This window comes from Armatimonadota bacterium (assembly GCA_031459765.1).
GTDB lineage: Bacteria > Sysuimicrobiota > Sysuimicrobiia > Sysuimicrobiales > Kaftiobacteriaceae > Kaftiobacterium > Kaftiobacterium secundum.
The window spans coordinates 232327-245760 of the sequence record JAVKHY010000004.1 but is presented as its reverse complement, the minus strand read 5'-3'; the positions used below and the strand labels follow the sequence as shown (position 1 = coordinate 245760).

The window sequence follows — 13434 nt, the reverse complement described above, 5'->3', positions numbered from 1 at the left end:
GACGGAGGACGGAGAGACGGAGGACGGAGGTCAGGAGGGACGCGATGCGCTGTCCGCAGTGTGGAACCGAGAACCCCCCGGGCAAGATCGTCTGCCGCAGGTGCGGCATCCGGCTGCGGCCGGGCGCGGCCGCGGCCATCGGCCCCATCCCCGAGGAGGAGTTGATGCGCCGCGTGCGGAGCGACCTCCGCCGGTGGCTGATCGTCACCGCCATTACCGTGGCCGTCGGCATCCTGGTCGGGGTCATCGTCCGGTAGAGCCGCCGTGGGCGCCGCCGATCTGCGCCACCTGCCGGCCGTCGAGCGCCTGGTGCAGCGCCTGGAGGCCGCCGGCACGGGACTGCCTCGGACGCTGTTGGCGGACGCCGCCCGCGCGGTGATCGAGAGAACCCGGGCGGAACTGCGGCGGGGGGAGGCGCCTCCCCCGGCGCTGGAGGAGCTGGCCGATCGGGCGCTGCGCGAAGCCCGCACGCGCGCCGCCCTGACGCTGACGCGGGCGGTGAACGCCACCGGCATCATCCTCCACACCAACCTGGGACGGGCGCCCCTGCCGGCGCGCGCCGTGGAGGCCGTGGCGGAGGCGGCCGCCGGCTACTCCACCCTGGAGGTGGACCTCGACACCGGCCGGCGGGGGTCCCGCCACCGGCACGTCGAACCGCTGCTGACCGAACTGACCGGCGCCGCCGCGGCCGTGGCCGTGAACAACAACGCCGGCGCCGTCCTGCTGGCTCTCGCCGCGCTGGCCCGGGACCGGGAGGTGATCGTCTCGCGGGGCGAGCTCGTCGAGATCGGCGGCTCGTTCCGGCTGCCCGACGTCATGGCCCAGAGCGGGGCGCGCCTGGTGGAAGTCGGCACGACCAACCGCACCTACCCCCGGGACTACGAGCGGGCGATCACGCCGCAGACGGCGCTGCTGCTGAAGGTTCACCGCAGCAACTTCAGGATGGACGGTTTCGTCTGCGAGGTGTCGGCGGCCGACCTGGTGGAGATCGGACGGCGCCACGGGCTCCCCGTGATGTACGACCTCGGCAGCGGCTGCCTGGTGGACCTGCGTCGCCGCGGCCTGCCCCCCGAACCGACGGTCCGGGAGGCGGTCGAGGCCGGCTGCGACGTGGTGGCCTTCAGCGGCGACAAGTTGCTCGGCGGGCCGCAGGCCGGACTGCTGGTGGGCAGCGCGGCGGCCATCGAACAGATCCGCGCCCATCCGCTGGCCCGCGCCCTGCGCATGGACAAACTGGACTACGCGGCGTTGAGCGCCACCCTCCAGCTGTACCGCGACCCGGAGACGGCCTGGACGGAGATTCCCGTGCTGCAGATGCTGTCCCGCTCCGCCGACGAGCTGCGCCATGCGGCGGAGCACCTTCAGGCGGCGCTGCGCGCCTGCCTTCCGCCGACGTGGCGGATCGGGATCGAGGAGACGACGGCAGAAGTGGGTGGCGGGTCCCTGCCGGAGGCGCATCTTCCGTCGGTGGCCGTGGTCCTGGTGCCCCCGGGCGATCTCGCCGGGGTGGAACGAGCCCTGCGGCGCCACCGCCCTCCCGTCTTCGCCCGCATCGCCCACGATGCGGTGCTGCTGGACGTCCGCACGCTGCTGTCGGGGGACGAGCGGGCCATCTGCGACGCGCTGTGCGCCACTACGTAATCGGCACCGCCGGCCACATCGACCACGGCAAGAGCGCCCTCGTCAAAGCCCTCAGCGGCATCGACCCCGACCGCCTGGAGGAAGAGAAGCGGCGGGGCATGACCATCGACCTGGGGTTCGCCCACTTCGACCTGCCGGGCGGCCGCCGCGTCGGGATCGTCGATGTCCCCGGCCACGAACGGCTGATCAGGAACATGCTGGCCGGCGCCACGGGGATCGACCTGGTTTTGCTGGTGGTCGCCGCCGACGAAGGCGTGATGCCCCAGACCCGCGAGCATCTGGACATCCTCCGCTTCCTCCCCGTGCGCACCGGCATCGTCGTGCTGAACAAGGTCGACCTGGCCCCGGACCGCGGATGGCTGGACCTGGTGCGCGCCGACATCCGCCGGCTGGTGGACGGGACCTTCCTCGAGGGCGCTCCGATCGTCGAGGTCTCGGCCAGGACGGGGCAGGGCATGCCGGATCTCGTGGCCGCGATCGACGCCGCGCTGGAGACCGTCCCCCGCCGGCCCGTGGACGCGCCCGCCCGGCTGCCCGTGGACCGGGCGTTCACCGTGGCCGGGTTCGGTACGGTGGTCACCGGCACGCTGTGGAGCGGCCGCATCGCTCCGGGCGACAGTCTGGAACTCCTCCCGGCGGGCCGCGTGCTGCGTGTGCGGGGGGTGCAGTCGCACGGGGCCAGGGTGGAGGCGGCGGAGGCGGGGTCGCGCGTCGCGGTGAACCTGGCCGGCATCGAAAAGGACGATGTGGCGCGGGGCGACGTGCTGGCCACGCCCGGCGTCTTCACGCCCACCGAGCGCCTGGACGTCGAGCTGCGCCTGTTGCCCGGTGTCCCGGCGCTGGCGCACATGGCCCGGGTCCGCGTCTACCTCGGATCGGCCGAGGTCATCGGGCGGGCGGCGCTGGTGGATCGCGCGCGGCTGGATCCCGGCGACGGGGGCCTGGTGCAACTCAGGCTGGAGCGCCCCATTGTCGCCGACGCGGGGGATCCCTTCGTCGTGCGCCGGTATTCGCCGATGCTGACCATCGGCGGCGGTCGCGTCCTCGACGCCCACCCGCCGCTGCGCCGGAGAGGGATGCCTGAAGCCGCCGCACCCGGCGTGCCCGCCGACCTTCCGGCCCGCGCAGAAGCCGCGGTGCGCCGGGCCGGAGCGGCCGGGCTGACGGTGGAGGACCTCATGCGCACCGTCGCGGCGACCAGAGCCCAGATCGACGAGACGGTGCGGACCCTGGTGACCGCGGGACGTCTTCTCGACGTCCGCGGCCGGCTGTTCCATCCCGGGACGGTGGACGAGCTGGGGACGGCCATCCGGGACGCCGTGGCCGCCTACCACGCGGCCGAACCCTGGCGGGCCGGGATAGCCAAGGACGAACTCAAGCGGCGGGTCTTCGGGGGAGGGGACGACCGCGCCTATGCCCTGGCCCTCGACCGACTCACCGGCGGGGGGACGCTCGACGACCTGGGCGGGCTGGTGCGCCTCCGGGGCTTCCGGCCCACCGTCGATCCCGAAGAGTCGGCCCTCCGGGAGCGCATCGCCGCCGCGCTGCGGAACGGGCGGTTCGCCCCGCCGTCGAGGGAGGAACTGGCGCGATCCGCCGATCCCAAGATGTTCGAGCGGGCCTGGCGGGCGCTGCTGGACGACGGCACGATCGTGGACGCCGGCCAAGGCGTGTACTTCCACCGCGACACGGTGGAGGAGATCAAACAGGCCGTGGCCGACGAGGTGCGCACGCACGGCAGCGTCACCGTGGCCGCTCTGCGCACCCGCCTGGGCACCAGCCGCAGGTACGCGTTGACCGTCCTGGAGTACTTCGATAGCATCAAGCTGACGCGCCGCGTCGGCGACGTCCGCGTCCTGCTGGACCGCAGTCGCCCCGCCGGCGCCTGATTCTTCACGATGTGCCGCGGAGGGCAGCGGGGGCTGGTGCCCCTTCCGGTCTTCAAAACCGGCGGGAGGCCGGTCGGCCTCCGGTAGGTTCGATTCCTACGGCCCTCCGCCACCTCTGCAAGGAACCTGTTCTTCTCCCCCGTAGAAGGCCGGGTCTGTTCCACAGAACCAGAGGGGGATACCAGGGGCCAACGGGGGGATGGCTGTGGCTGCGTTCCTCCGGTGGGTTCGGCGATATGGCACCGGAGGGATTCCCACCGGGCCCGTTTCCGGGCTCCGGCCAGGTTCAGGTGCTCGCCTATGCGTTCATCATCTTCTGGTGGGTCACGGCGTACATCATTCCGGGCCTCCTTCTGGCCGGGGTCGGCACGCTGATCTCCCTGCAGCGACGCGCGGGCTGAGAAGACCCTGGCCGGTCCCGGCGCCGCCGGCGGGCCTCACCTGACGAGCCTCAGCCCCCTGGGGTCCCGGGCATCAGGGCGGAGCGGGCGATGTCCTCGTAGCGGACCGAGGCGACGTCGAAGGTGCGGAGGTTGTCGGCCAGCCTGCGGAAAGTGGTCTCGAAGGAAGGCAGGGTTTTGCGGGCGCGGGTCAGGGGCGTGGTGCGGGCCAGGACAAAGTTCTTCACGTAGGGATGGCGCAGGCCGCGCCTGCGGAGTTTGTCCACCACGTCGGTGAGGATCTCGTCGGCCTCCCGGACCAGCGCGGCGCGGTGTTGCCGTTCCTCCAGCCCCTTCGGCAGGGTGACCTTCAGGAATTTGTCCACCCGGCGGAGGATCGGGCTGAAGGCCCCGCCGGAGAAGCGCCGGTTCTCCTCGTAGAGCAGGCCGAGCGTGATGTAGTGGGCGGACTCGAACTGGAAGGCGTAGTCCTCCTCGCTGGCCCGCGGAGATTGCTCGGCCAGGGCGCGGTACATCCGGATGACCTCGAGGGATTTCTCCTTCAGGTTGTGGGCCTTCTCCGTGTTGAGGGCGAGGATCTCGTAGGCCACGGATTGCTCGGGGATGAGGACGGCCGGCACGACGTCGCCCTTGAGCTTCTTGAGGGCGGCCAGCCGGTGGTGGCCGTTGGGCGTCCAGTAGGCGCCCGGGCGCGGCGAGACGGCCACGATGGGATCGACGAAGCGATCGATCTTCTTCATCACTTCCTGCAGTCGCCTGACGTGGGTCGGGGACAGGTCGCGCTGGTAAGGGGTGGCCGCCACCCGGTCGATGGGCAGCAGGCAGAACAGGTGCCAGTGCTCGCCCACCGGATCCTGGTAGATGCTCAGGACGTGCCCGCCGTCCTGCTCGACCTGCTCGGCGAGGGTCTGCGCCTCGCGGGGGAGCTTCTTCTCCGGGAAAGTGGTCCAGGTTGGCATCGGTCAGCGCAGGTCGTCCAGGTGTGGGGTATGCCGCCGGCGGTACTCTTCGGCGAGTCGCTCGGCGACGTCCTGCGGCGAGAGGGGGGGTTGACGGCCCGGAAAGAGCGTCGGCGGGAGCCAGGAATGGCGTCAAAGACGGCGAACAAGCGGTCTGACGCCCCGGCCGGTCGGGCAGAAGTAGTAGTACTTGACGAACACGTCCCCCTGCGTGTTCGATTCCCCGGATTGAGGTACGGCAGCATGCGCATGCGGATTCGCGTCCTGGCGTGCGGGCTGGCTCTGGTGGTGCTGATCGCCGTCCCCGGACCCGCCTTCGCCCGCCCGCGGAAGTCACGGTTCACGACCCTCCCCCTGGCCGTGGTCAAGGAACTGGTCCGGCACTACGCGGCGCGCTACGGCGTCCCGCTGCACATCGCGCACAACCTCATCGCCGTGGAATCGGGCTGGCGGCAGACGGCGGTGAGCCGCAGGGGGGCCCGCGGGCTGATGCAGATCAGACCCGTCACGGCGCGCGGGCTCCGCGTGAATCCCTATGATACCCGGCAGAACATCGAGGGCGGGATGCGCTACCTCCGCCATCTCTACAACCGCTTTCAGCGCTGGGACCTCGCGCTGGCCGGCTACCACTCCGGGCCGAACAAGGTCCTGCGCTCTCGCGGCATTCCACCCAAGTCACGGGCCTACGTGCGGCGCATCCTGGCCGGCGCCGATCCGGTGACCGGGCGACTGCCGCAGTCGAGGGCGGCGTCGAAACCGGCCGTCGCCGCTCCGCCGCCCGCGGCGCCGGCGGCGCGGGCGGAGCCGGCGCAGACGGAAATGGTCCAGACCTCCGTGCCCTTCTCCGGCACGCGCCGGAGGCTGGTCGCCGCCACCGGTGACACCCGTCTCATCGTGGTCGAGAAGGTGCAGGGCGACGTGGTCACCGCGCGTACCGAGGAACTCCTCTGCCTCGAGGGTGAGAAGCTGGTCCGCCTCGTCCGGAGGTTCCAGCTCGTGGACGGCGTGCTGACCCTGGTCGCGGAACAGACCGGCGGTGAAACGCCGAACGCCTCGGAGGACGCGGTCCAACCCGAGAACCGATAGCCGAGACGGTCGGGCGGCAGGGACGCGGCCGGCCGCGCTCTTCCCGCCGCGGGCTTCAGCGCAGCAAGGCTTCCAGCTGTCGGTTGAGTCCGTTGAGGACCGCCCGTGCCGCCGCGGTGGTGGCGTCCTCGCGGATGGCCGCCGATCCGGAGAGGAACCGCGCCTGGTCGCCCTGCCCCATCCGCAACAGCACGAGCACCGTCCGGGTTGTCGGCGAGGTGACCACGTCGACATCCTGCAGGGTCACGACCGGGCGGTCCGCCCCCGTGAAGGCGGCGAACATCCGGATGGCGTTGATCGTGGCCTGGGCCGCCACCCGTTCCAGGTTGGCCTCCGGGAGGAAGCCCGTGGCCAGGCCGATGTGGGACAGCCCCCCGTTGCTCAGCTGTACCCTGGCCAGGACCCGGCTGTCCTGGATCTCGCAGCGCACCTCGTCCAGCCTCAACCGTTTGCCCACAAGCCGTCCCACCTTTGTCCCGGGGGGATACGCGGTTGAGGGAAGATTGGAGCAACTTCCGTGCCGGATCGCTTGCTGCCGATCACTTTTCCGGACAAACAGAGGGCCGGGGTTCGTCACCCCGACCCTCTGCGGTCCCCCGCCGGGCACGGCGTGCCCAGCCCATCCGGACGGCTCCTACGGTCCGATCGAGAGCAGACGGGCGTTGGTCACCAGCAGGTGGACGGCGAGCACGAACAGCGTAACGCTCACCGTCCAGCCGATGAGCACGGTCTGCAGCCGCGAGTCAAAGCGCTGAAACCGGCTCGGACCGCCGTCCACCGCATCGTAGTACACCATCCGAACGACCCCCTCGAGTGCCCAGCTCCTCCGGCACGATCCCGTTGGAATGGGAAGAGCAACCGGCGTGCCGCCGGGGGGAGGGGACGGCGGGGGAGCGGCAACTTTGACGGAGGTTTCCGGGAGGTCAGACGGGGAGCGCGGCTTCCACCCGGTTGCGGCCCAGGCGCTTGGCCGCATAGAGGGCCGCGTCGGCCTTGCGCACCAGTTCTTCATAATCCAGCCCGTCTTCGGGACAGGAGGCGATGCCGGCGCTGATGGTGAGGCGGCCGGAGGGCTGGATGTCGCCACCGCGGAAGGGATACCGCTCGACCAACAGGCGCAGACGCTCCATGGCCAGAATGGCCTCGTCCTTCGCCGTGTTGACCATGATCAGCCCGAACTCCTCGCCCCCGTACCGGGCGAAGACGTCGCTCACGCGGAGGTGGCCCGCCAGCAGGGCGCTCAACTCCTTGAGGAGCGCGTCGCCGGCGAGGTGGCCCAGGGTGTCGTTGTAGTGTTTGAAGAAGTCCAGATCGATCATGGCCAGGGAGCAGTGTCCGCCGTACCGCGCGATGCGGGCGATCTCCGCACGGAGGATCTCTTCGAAGTGGCGCCGGTTGAACAACCCGGTCAGCGGGTCGGTGATGGCCAGCTCGCTCAGCTTCTGCCGCAGGACCCGCCGCTCGATGCGCTCGCGGCGCAGGCGTTCGTAGACCACCGACGTGAAGCCGTTGGTGATGAGGAAGATCACGACCACGCCCGCTTCGAAGGCCGGGGAGAGATCGTAGCCCCGGGCCGCCAGCAGGACGCCGCTGGCCACGTAGCCGGCGGCCATGAGGGTGGACATGACGAGGACGCCCGCGGCGCCGGCCAGGCCGACCATGAACGCCGGCATGGCGAACCAGACCATCAGCAGCAGCGGGCGCAGCGGGGGGGCGAGGTAGGCGTAGAGGTTGAGGCTGAAGATCGCCGCCGCCATGGGGACGTAGAGGTAGTGCGGGTCCCAGGCGATGGCTCGATCCCAGCCCAGGCGCAGGATCAGCCAGACCGCGCACTGCAGGACGACGGTGGCGCCCAGGGCGATCAGCCAGCCCCTCAGGGTCGTGGAGTTGAAGCCGACGGCTTCCAGGGCCAGCTCCACCAGGAGGGCCAGGATCAACCCGCCGCCGGCCAGGAGGACCCGCCGTTCCTTGATCGCCCGCTTGTCGGTCGTCCTCACACTGCGTTTCTGCCCGCAGAGCCCGGACCGGCCGCCGGACTCGGGACGGCGAGGCCGGGTGAGCGGCCCTCGTCAAATGGTTGGTTGAAGAAAGTGAGTACGAGATGACTTCATAATTTCCGAGGATCGCCCCCCGAGGCGCCGAACATCGAAGGACCAGTGGACCTGACGCCGATGATGCGCCAGTACCAGCAGCTCAAGGCCCGGTTTCCGGGCACGCTGCTGATGTTCCGGCTCGGCGACTTCTACGAGCTGTTCTTCGACGACGCCGTCGCCGCCGCCCGAGAGCTGGAGATCACCCTGACCTCCCGCGAGATCGGCAAGGGGCGGCGGGTCCCCATGTGCGGAGTTCCCCATCACGCCGTCGAGGGGTATCTGGCCCGGCTGGTGGAACGCGGGTACCGTATCGCCCTCTGCGACCAGCTGGAGGATCCGCGCCGGGCCAGGGGGCTGGTGAAGCGCGACGTCGTGCGGGTGGTCACCCCGGGCACGGTCATTGAGCAGAGCCTCCTCCCCCGCCACGCCAACAACTTCCTGGTGGCGGTGAGCCAAGGCCGGGAGGCGTGGGGTCTCGCCGCGGCCGACCTCTCCACGGGCGAGTTCCAAGTCACGGAACTTTCCGGGACCGGCCGGGACGCCCGCCTGGCGGAGGAGATCGCCCGCTTCAATCCCCGCGAGATCCTCGTCCCCGAACCGGCGGAGCGGATCCTGCGCGGGCTGGCCGGATCGGCCGTCCACGTCACCGTCCAGCCGGCGTGGATCTTCGACGAAACCACGGGCCGCCAGCGGCTCCACCGCCACTTCGGCGTCGTCAGCCTAGACGGTTTCGGCTGCGCGCACCTGCCCGCCGCCGTGGCCGCGGCGGGCGCCCTGCTGCAGTACCTCCAGGACACCCAGTTCAGCCCGCTGGCGCACATCCGGCGGCTGACGACCTATGCCGCCGACGACGGCCTGGTGCTGGACGCCGCCACCCGGCGCAATCTGGAGATCGTCGGCAACCAGCGGGACGGCGGGGTGCAGGGCACGCTGCTGGAGATCCTGGACGAGACGAAGACCGGGATGGGAGCCCGGCGCCTGCGGTCCTGGCTGCTCCAACCCCTCACCTCGCGGGAGGCCATCCTCCGCCGGCTCGATGCCGTTGAGGAGTTCGTGCGCGACGCCGGGCTGCGCGCCGCCCTGCGCTCCGCGCTGAGCGGCGTGGCCGACCTCGAGCGCCTCGTCGGGCGCGTCGGTCACGGCTCCGCCACCCCGCGCGACCTGCGGGCCCTGGCCGCCTCGCTGCGCCGCCTTCCGCTCCTCGCCGAGGGACTGGCCCGGACCGCGGCCGCAGCGCTGCGGGAGACGGCCGGACAGATCCACGGCCACGATGATGTGGCGGCGCTCATCGAGCGGGCCATCGTGGAGGCGCCGCCGGCCGGCGTGCAGGAGGGCGGGATCATCCGCGACGGGTACAGCACGGAACTGGACGCCCTGCGGACGGCGGCCAGGGAGGGCAAGGACTGGATCGCCCGCCTGGAGGCGGAGGAGCGGGCGCGAACCGGCATCAAATCCCTGAAGGTCGGCTTCAACAAGGTCTTCGGCTACTACATCGAGGTGAGCAAGCCCAACCTCTCCCTGGTCCCCGCCGACTACATCCGCAAGCAGACCCTCGCCAACGCCGAGCGCTTCGTCACCGAAGCGATGAAGGAGCGCGAGGCGGCGATCCTGGGGGCCGAGGAGCGCATGCGCGATCTGGAGCACGCCCTCTTCGTCCAGGTCCGCGACCAGGTCGCCCTGCGCGCCGACGAGCTGCTCCGGACGGCGCGGGCCGTCGCCGACCTGGATGCCTGGCTGTCCCTGGCCGAGGTGGCGGCCGCCTGGTCCTACGTGCGGCCGGAGATCGCGGAGGAGCCCGTCCTGGAGATCACCGCCGGGCGGCATCCCGTCGTGGAGCGCACCCTGATGGAGGAGCGCTTCGTGCCCAACGACGCCCGTCTGTCGACCCACGACCGGGCGATCCTGATCGTGACGGGGCCGAACATGGCCGGCAAGTCCACGTACCTGCGCCAGGTGGCGCTGATCGTGTTGCTGGCCCAGGTGGGTTCCTTCGTCCCGGCGGCCGCGGCCCGGATCGGGCTGGTGGACCGTATCTTCACGCGGGTGGGCGCGGTGGACGACATTGCCACGGGCCGCAGCACCTTTCTGGTCGAGATGCAGGAAGTGGGCTACATCCTCCACCATGCCACCGGGCGGAGCCTGGTCATTCTGGACGAGGTGGGGCGGGGGACGAGCACCTACGACGGGATGAGTATCGCCTGGGCCGTGGTGGAGCACCTGCACGATCAGATCGGCTGCCGGACGCTGTTCGCCACCCACTACCACGAGCTGACCGAGCTGGCCCAGGTGCTGCCGCGCGTGCACAACGTGAACGTTCTGGTCAAGGAAGAAGGGGAGCGGGTGATCTTCCTCCGCCGGGTGGTCGACGGCGGAGCCGACCGCAGTTACGGCATCCACGTGGCCCAGCTGGCCGGGCTGCCGGCCCCGGTGATCGCGCACGCCCAGCGCATTCTTCGCCAGCTGGAAGCGGCCGGGCAGACGATCCGTGAGCCCGGCGCGACCTTCCTGCCGCCGCTCCCGTCCCGGGCCAGCGGGGCGCTGCAACTGCCGCTGCCCCTGCACCAGCCCTCGCCGGTGGAGGAGGCCCTGATGGCGCTGAGCCTGGAGGCGATGACCCCTCTGGAGGCGCTGCAGGTCCTCCACGCCCTGCGGGAGCAGGCCCGCCAGCGTCTCGCCGCCGCCCACACCGCCCCGCATCCGGGTAAAGTGGTGCGGATGAAGCGCCACGGGCCCAAGACGCCGTGAACCGCATCCGCGTCCTGGCCCCCACCGTGGCCGACCGCATCGCGGCCGGCGAGGTCGTCGAACGCCCCGCGTCGGTGGTCAAAGAACTGGTCGAGAACGCGCTGGATGCCGGCGCCACGGAGATTGTCGTGGAGGTCGAAGGGGCGGGATCGACCCTGATTCGGGTCGCCGACGACGGCCACGGCATCCATGCCGACGACGTGGCCCTCGCCGTGCGGCGCTTCGCCACCAGCAAGATCGCCGACGCGGAGGATCTGGCCGAGGTCCGCACCCTCGGATTCCGCGGTGAAGCCCTGCCCAGTATCGCCGCGGTCTCCCAGTTCGAGCTGACCAGCGCCGTACCCGGCGCCGAGGCGGGACGACGCATCCGGATCGCCGGCGGAGAGGTCCAAAGCGAAGAGACGGTCGGCGGGCCCCCGGGGACGGTCGTCACCGTCCGCCACCTGTTCTTCAACACCCCGGCCCGGCGGAAGTTCCTGAAATCTCCGGCCCGCGAGTTCGCCCTCATCGTCGACGCCGTGCAGCGCCTGGCCCTCGCCCATCCCGGCGTCTCCTTCCGCATGAGCCACGACGGCACCACGGTGCTGCGCCTGCCCGCGGCCTCCCCCGCCGACCGGGCCGCGGCGGTCCTCGGCGAGGCGCTGCTCTCCCGCGGCCTGGCCTTCGATCGCCAGGACGGAGAACTCCGGTTGCGGGGGTGGCTGGGGCGGCCGGAGACAAGCCGGGGAGACCGCAGCCTGCAGTATCTCTTCGTCAACGGGCGGCCCGTCTCCAGCCGCGTCGTCAGCGGCGCGGTGGACCAGGCCTATCGGCAGATCGTCCCCTCCGGCCGGCATCCGGTCTACGTCCTCTTCCTCGATCTGCCCCGACGCCGCGTGGACGTCAACGTCCACCCGCGAAAACTGGAGGTCCGCTTCGACGACGACCACCGGATCTTCGGCGCGGTGGCGCACGGCGTCCGCGACGTCCTGCGCGGAGCCCGGCTGATCCGGCCCGTCGAAGCCGCGGCCCTGCGGCCGGTCGGAGTGCCCTCCGGCGAGCTGCCTCTGGGCGGCGGGCCCGTCGCCCCTTCGGCAGCGCCGGCCGGCGAGGCCCTGGCCGCTGCCGGCCGCCTGCCGCGGATGCGCCTGCTCGGCCAGCTGCACCGGACCTACCTCCTGGCCCAGAGCGACGACGGTTTGATCGTCATCGACCAGCACGCGGCCCACGAACGGGTGCTCTACGAACGCCTGCTGCGCGGGCGGGCGGCCCAGGACGCTGTGGCCCAGGCCCAGGTCGCGCCCCGGGCGATCGACCTCACCCCGGGCGAGTGGGCGGTGCTGGGAATGGTGCGCACCGCGCTCGAGGCGCTGGGCTTCAATCTGGAACCCTTCGGCGAGCGCACGGTGCTCCTCCGGGCCGTGCCGCAGATCGCCGCGGGGGCTTCCGCGGAGCGCCTGCTGCGTGATCTGCTGGCGGAGGCCGCGGAGGGCGCCCGGCTCGGCGCCCCGCGGGACCTGCTGGAGCGGCTGACGATCGCCACGGCCTGCCGGACGGCGGTCAAAGCCGGAGACCCCCTGACCGGCGAGCAGATGGTGCGTCTGCTGCAGGACCTGGCCGGCACCGAAGACCCGTTCACCTGCTTCCACGGGCGGCCGACGATGGTGACGCTCCCCCTGGAGCAGGTCGAGCGATGGTTCCTGAGGCGCTCCTAGAACCGCCGCTCGTCGTCATCTGTGGTCCCACCGCGGTGGGCAAGACCGCCGCCGCGGTGGCCCTGGCCGCGCGCCTGGGGGCGGAGATCGTGGCCGCCGACTCCCGCACGGTCTACCGCTACATGGACATCGGCACGGCGAAGCCGTCGGTCGAGCAGCGGCGGGCCGTCCCGCACCACCTCCTGGACATCGCGGATCCCGACGAGGTCGTCACCCTGGCCCGCTACCGGGACCTGGCGCTGGAGGCGATCCGGCAGATTCGCGGGCGGGGCAGGGTGCCGCTGCTCGTCGGGGGCACCGGACTGTATATCCGGGCCGTCGTCAACGGATTCGCCATCCCCGCCGTGGCCCCCGACTGGGAGCTCCGCCGGCGCCTGGAAGCGCTGGAGGCGTCGGCACCGGGAACGCTCTACACCCGGCTCTGCCGGGTCGATCCGGCGGCCGCGGCGCGGATCCATCCCCGCAACCTCCGCCGGGTGATCCGCGCCCTGGAAGTCTATGAGCGTACCGGCGCGCCGATCTCGCAGCTGCAGCGACGGGGAGATCCCGTCGGCCGGGTGGTGCAGGTCGGGTTGACGATGGACCGCGCCGCGCTGTACCGGCGGATTGACGAGCGTGCGGACAGCCAGATCGCCGCCGGCCTGGTGGACGAAGTCCGGGACCTCCTGCGGCGGGGCTACGCCCCGACGCTGCCCGCGATGTCGGGGGTGGGCTACAAGGAGATCGTCGCCCATCTCACCGGCCAGGTGTCGCTGGAGGAGGCCGTCCGCCGTCTGAAACGCAACACCCGCCGCCTGGCCAAACGGCAGTACACCTGGTTTCGCGCCGATCCGCGGATCCGCTGGATCGACGTCGACCAGTGGAGCGCGGACGAGGTAGCCCGCCGGATCGCCGCTGTGCTAGAGTAACGTCGGCACGCGATCGAG

The 13434-nt window shown here is 71.4% G+C and carries 11 protein-coding genes and 1 tRNA gene; 8 read left to right on the top strand and 4 right to left on the bottom strand.

Translation table 11 applies throughout. The features are described 5' to 3' along the window. Positions 1-44 precede the first annotated feature (44 nt). The 4 genes from QN141_07695 (at position 45) to QN141_07680 (ending at position 3642) form a co-directional block, all read left to right on the top strand. Complete coding sequence (locus tag QN141_07695) at positions 45-257, top strand: zinc ribbon domain-containing protein (GenBank protein MDR7558356.1); 213 nt, start codon at positions 45-47, stop codon at positions 255-257. 7 nt (positions 258-264) lie between these two features. Further along, entirely contained in the window at positions 265-1641 is a 1377-nt protein-coding gene (gene selA / locus QN141_07690) for an L-seryl-tRNA(Sec) selenium transferase (protein MDR7558355.1), read from the top strand. After that, positions 1626-3530 carry a selenocysteine-specific translation elongation factor gene (selB, locus tag QN141_07685; GenBank protein ID MDR7558354.1) on the top strand — a complete coding sequence of 635 codons (1905 nt, stop codon included), beginning with the start codon at positions 1626-1628 and terminating at the stop codon, positions 3528-3530. Before selA ends, selB begins: the two co-directional genes overlap by 16 nt. Positions 3531-3548: 18 nt before the next feature. After that, a tRNA-Sec gene (locus tag QN141_07680) sits at positions 3549-3642 on the top strand. A gap of 339 nt (positions 3643-3981) precedes the next feature. Here the strand turns inward: QN141_07680 and QN141_07675 are convergent. Next, complete coding sequence (locus QN141_07675; protein ID MDR7558353.1) at positions 3982-4890, bottom strand: ParB N-terminal domain-containing protein; 909 nt, start codon at positions 4888-4890, stop codon at positions 3982-3984. A gap of 243 nt (positions 4891-5133) precedes the next feature. On the opposite strand from QN141_07675, the gene QN141_07670 reads away from it, so the two are divergent. Then, positions 5134-5976, top strand: coding sequence for a lytic transglycosylase domain-containing protein (locus QN141_07670; GenBank protein ID MDR7558352.1), 843 nt, complete (start codon positions 5134-5136; stop codon positions 5974-5976). A 55-nt stretch (positions 5977-6031) separates the two neighbouring features. On the opposite strand, the gene QN141_07665 is transcribed toward QN141_07670, so the two are convergent. From QN141_07665 to QN141_07655, 3 genes are all read right to left on the bottom strand, one after another. Then, complete coding sequence (locus QN141_07665; protein MDR7558351.1) at positions 6032-6445, bottom strand: hypothetical protein; 414 nt, start codon at positions 6443-6445, stop codon at positions 6032-6034. Between the two features lie 165 nt (positions 6446-6610). Beyond that, positions 6611-6772 carry a hypothetical protein gene (locus tag QN141_07660; GenBank protein ID MDR7558350.1) on the bottom strand — a complete coding sequence of 54 codons (162 nt, stop codon included), beginning with the start codon at positions 6770-6772 and terminating at the stop codon, positions 6611-6613. A 127-nt stretch (positions 6773-6899) separates the two neighbouring features. Next, the gene (locus QN141_07655) at positions 6900-7973 is read right to left on the bottom strand and encodes a GGDEF domain-containing protein (GenBank protein MDR7558349.1); all 1074 of its coding nucleotides are present in this window, start codon (positions 7971-7973) and stop codon (positions 6900-6902) included. 174 nt (positions 7974-8147) lie between these two features. On the opposite strand from QN141_07655, the gene mutS reads away from it, so the two are divergent. Genes mutS through miaA form a run of 3 tightly spaced genes read left to right on the top strand, consistent with a single transcriptional unit; the run spans position 8148 to position 13416 of the window. Then, the gene (mutS, locus tag QN141_07650; protein MDR7558348.1) at positions 8148-10814 is read left to right on the top strand and encodes a DNA mismatch repair protein MutS; all 2667 of its coding nucleotides are present in this window, start codon (positions 8148-8150) and stop codon (positions 10812-10814) included. Then, positions 10811-12508 (top strand): DNA mismatch repair endonuclease MutL, encoded by a 1698-nt coding sequence (gene mutL, locus QN141_07645; GenBank protein MDR7558347.1) that lies wholly within the window; start codon positions 10811-10813, stop codon positions 12506-12508. The genes mutS and mutL overlap by 4 nt, the downstream gene beginning before the upstream one ends. Beyond that, positions 12487-13416, top strand: coding sequence for a tRNA (adenosine(37)-N6)-dimethylallyltransferase MiaA (gene miaA / locus QN141_07640; GenBank protein ID MDR7558346.1), 930 nt, complete (start codon positions 12487-12489; stop codon positions 13414-13416). Before mutL ends, miaA begins: the two co-directional genes overlap by 22 nt. The last annotated feature ends 18 nt before the right edge of the window (positions 13417-13434 follow it).

What these genes read in the sequence shown, in the direction of transcription:
- QN141_07670 (MDR7558352.1), top strand. Translation starts at nt 5,134, where the DNA reads ATGCGCATGCGGATTCGCGTCCTGGCGTGCGGGCTGGCTCTGGTGGTG.
- mutS (MDR7558348.1), top strand. Translation starts at nt 8,148, where the DNA reads ATGATGCGCCAGTACCAGCAGCTCAAGGCCCGGTTTCCGGGCACGCTG.
- QN141_07660 (MDR7558350.1), bottom strand. Translation starts at nt 6,772, where the DNA reads ATGGTGTACTACGATGCGGTGGACGGCGGTCCGAGCCGGTTTCAGCGC.
- QN141_07695 (MDR7558356.1), top strand. Translation starts at nt 45, where the DNA reads ATGCGCTGTCCGCAGTGTGGAACCGAGAACCCCCCGGGCAAGATCGTC.
- miaA (MDR7558346.1), top strand. Translation starts at nt 12,487, where the DNA reads ATGGTTCCTGAGGCGCTCCTAGAACCGCCGCTCGTCGTCATCTGTGGT.
- QN141_07675 (MDR7558353.1), bottom strand. Translation starts at nt 4,890, where the DNA reads ATGCCAACCTGGACCACTTTCCCGGAGAAGAAGCTCCCCCGCGAGGCG.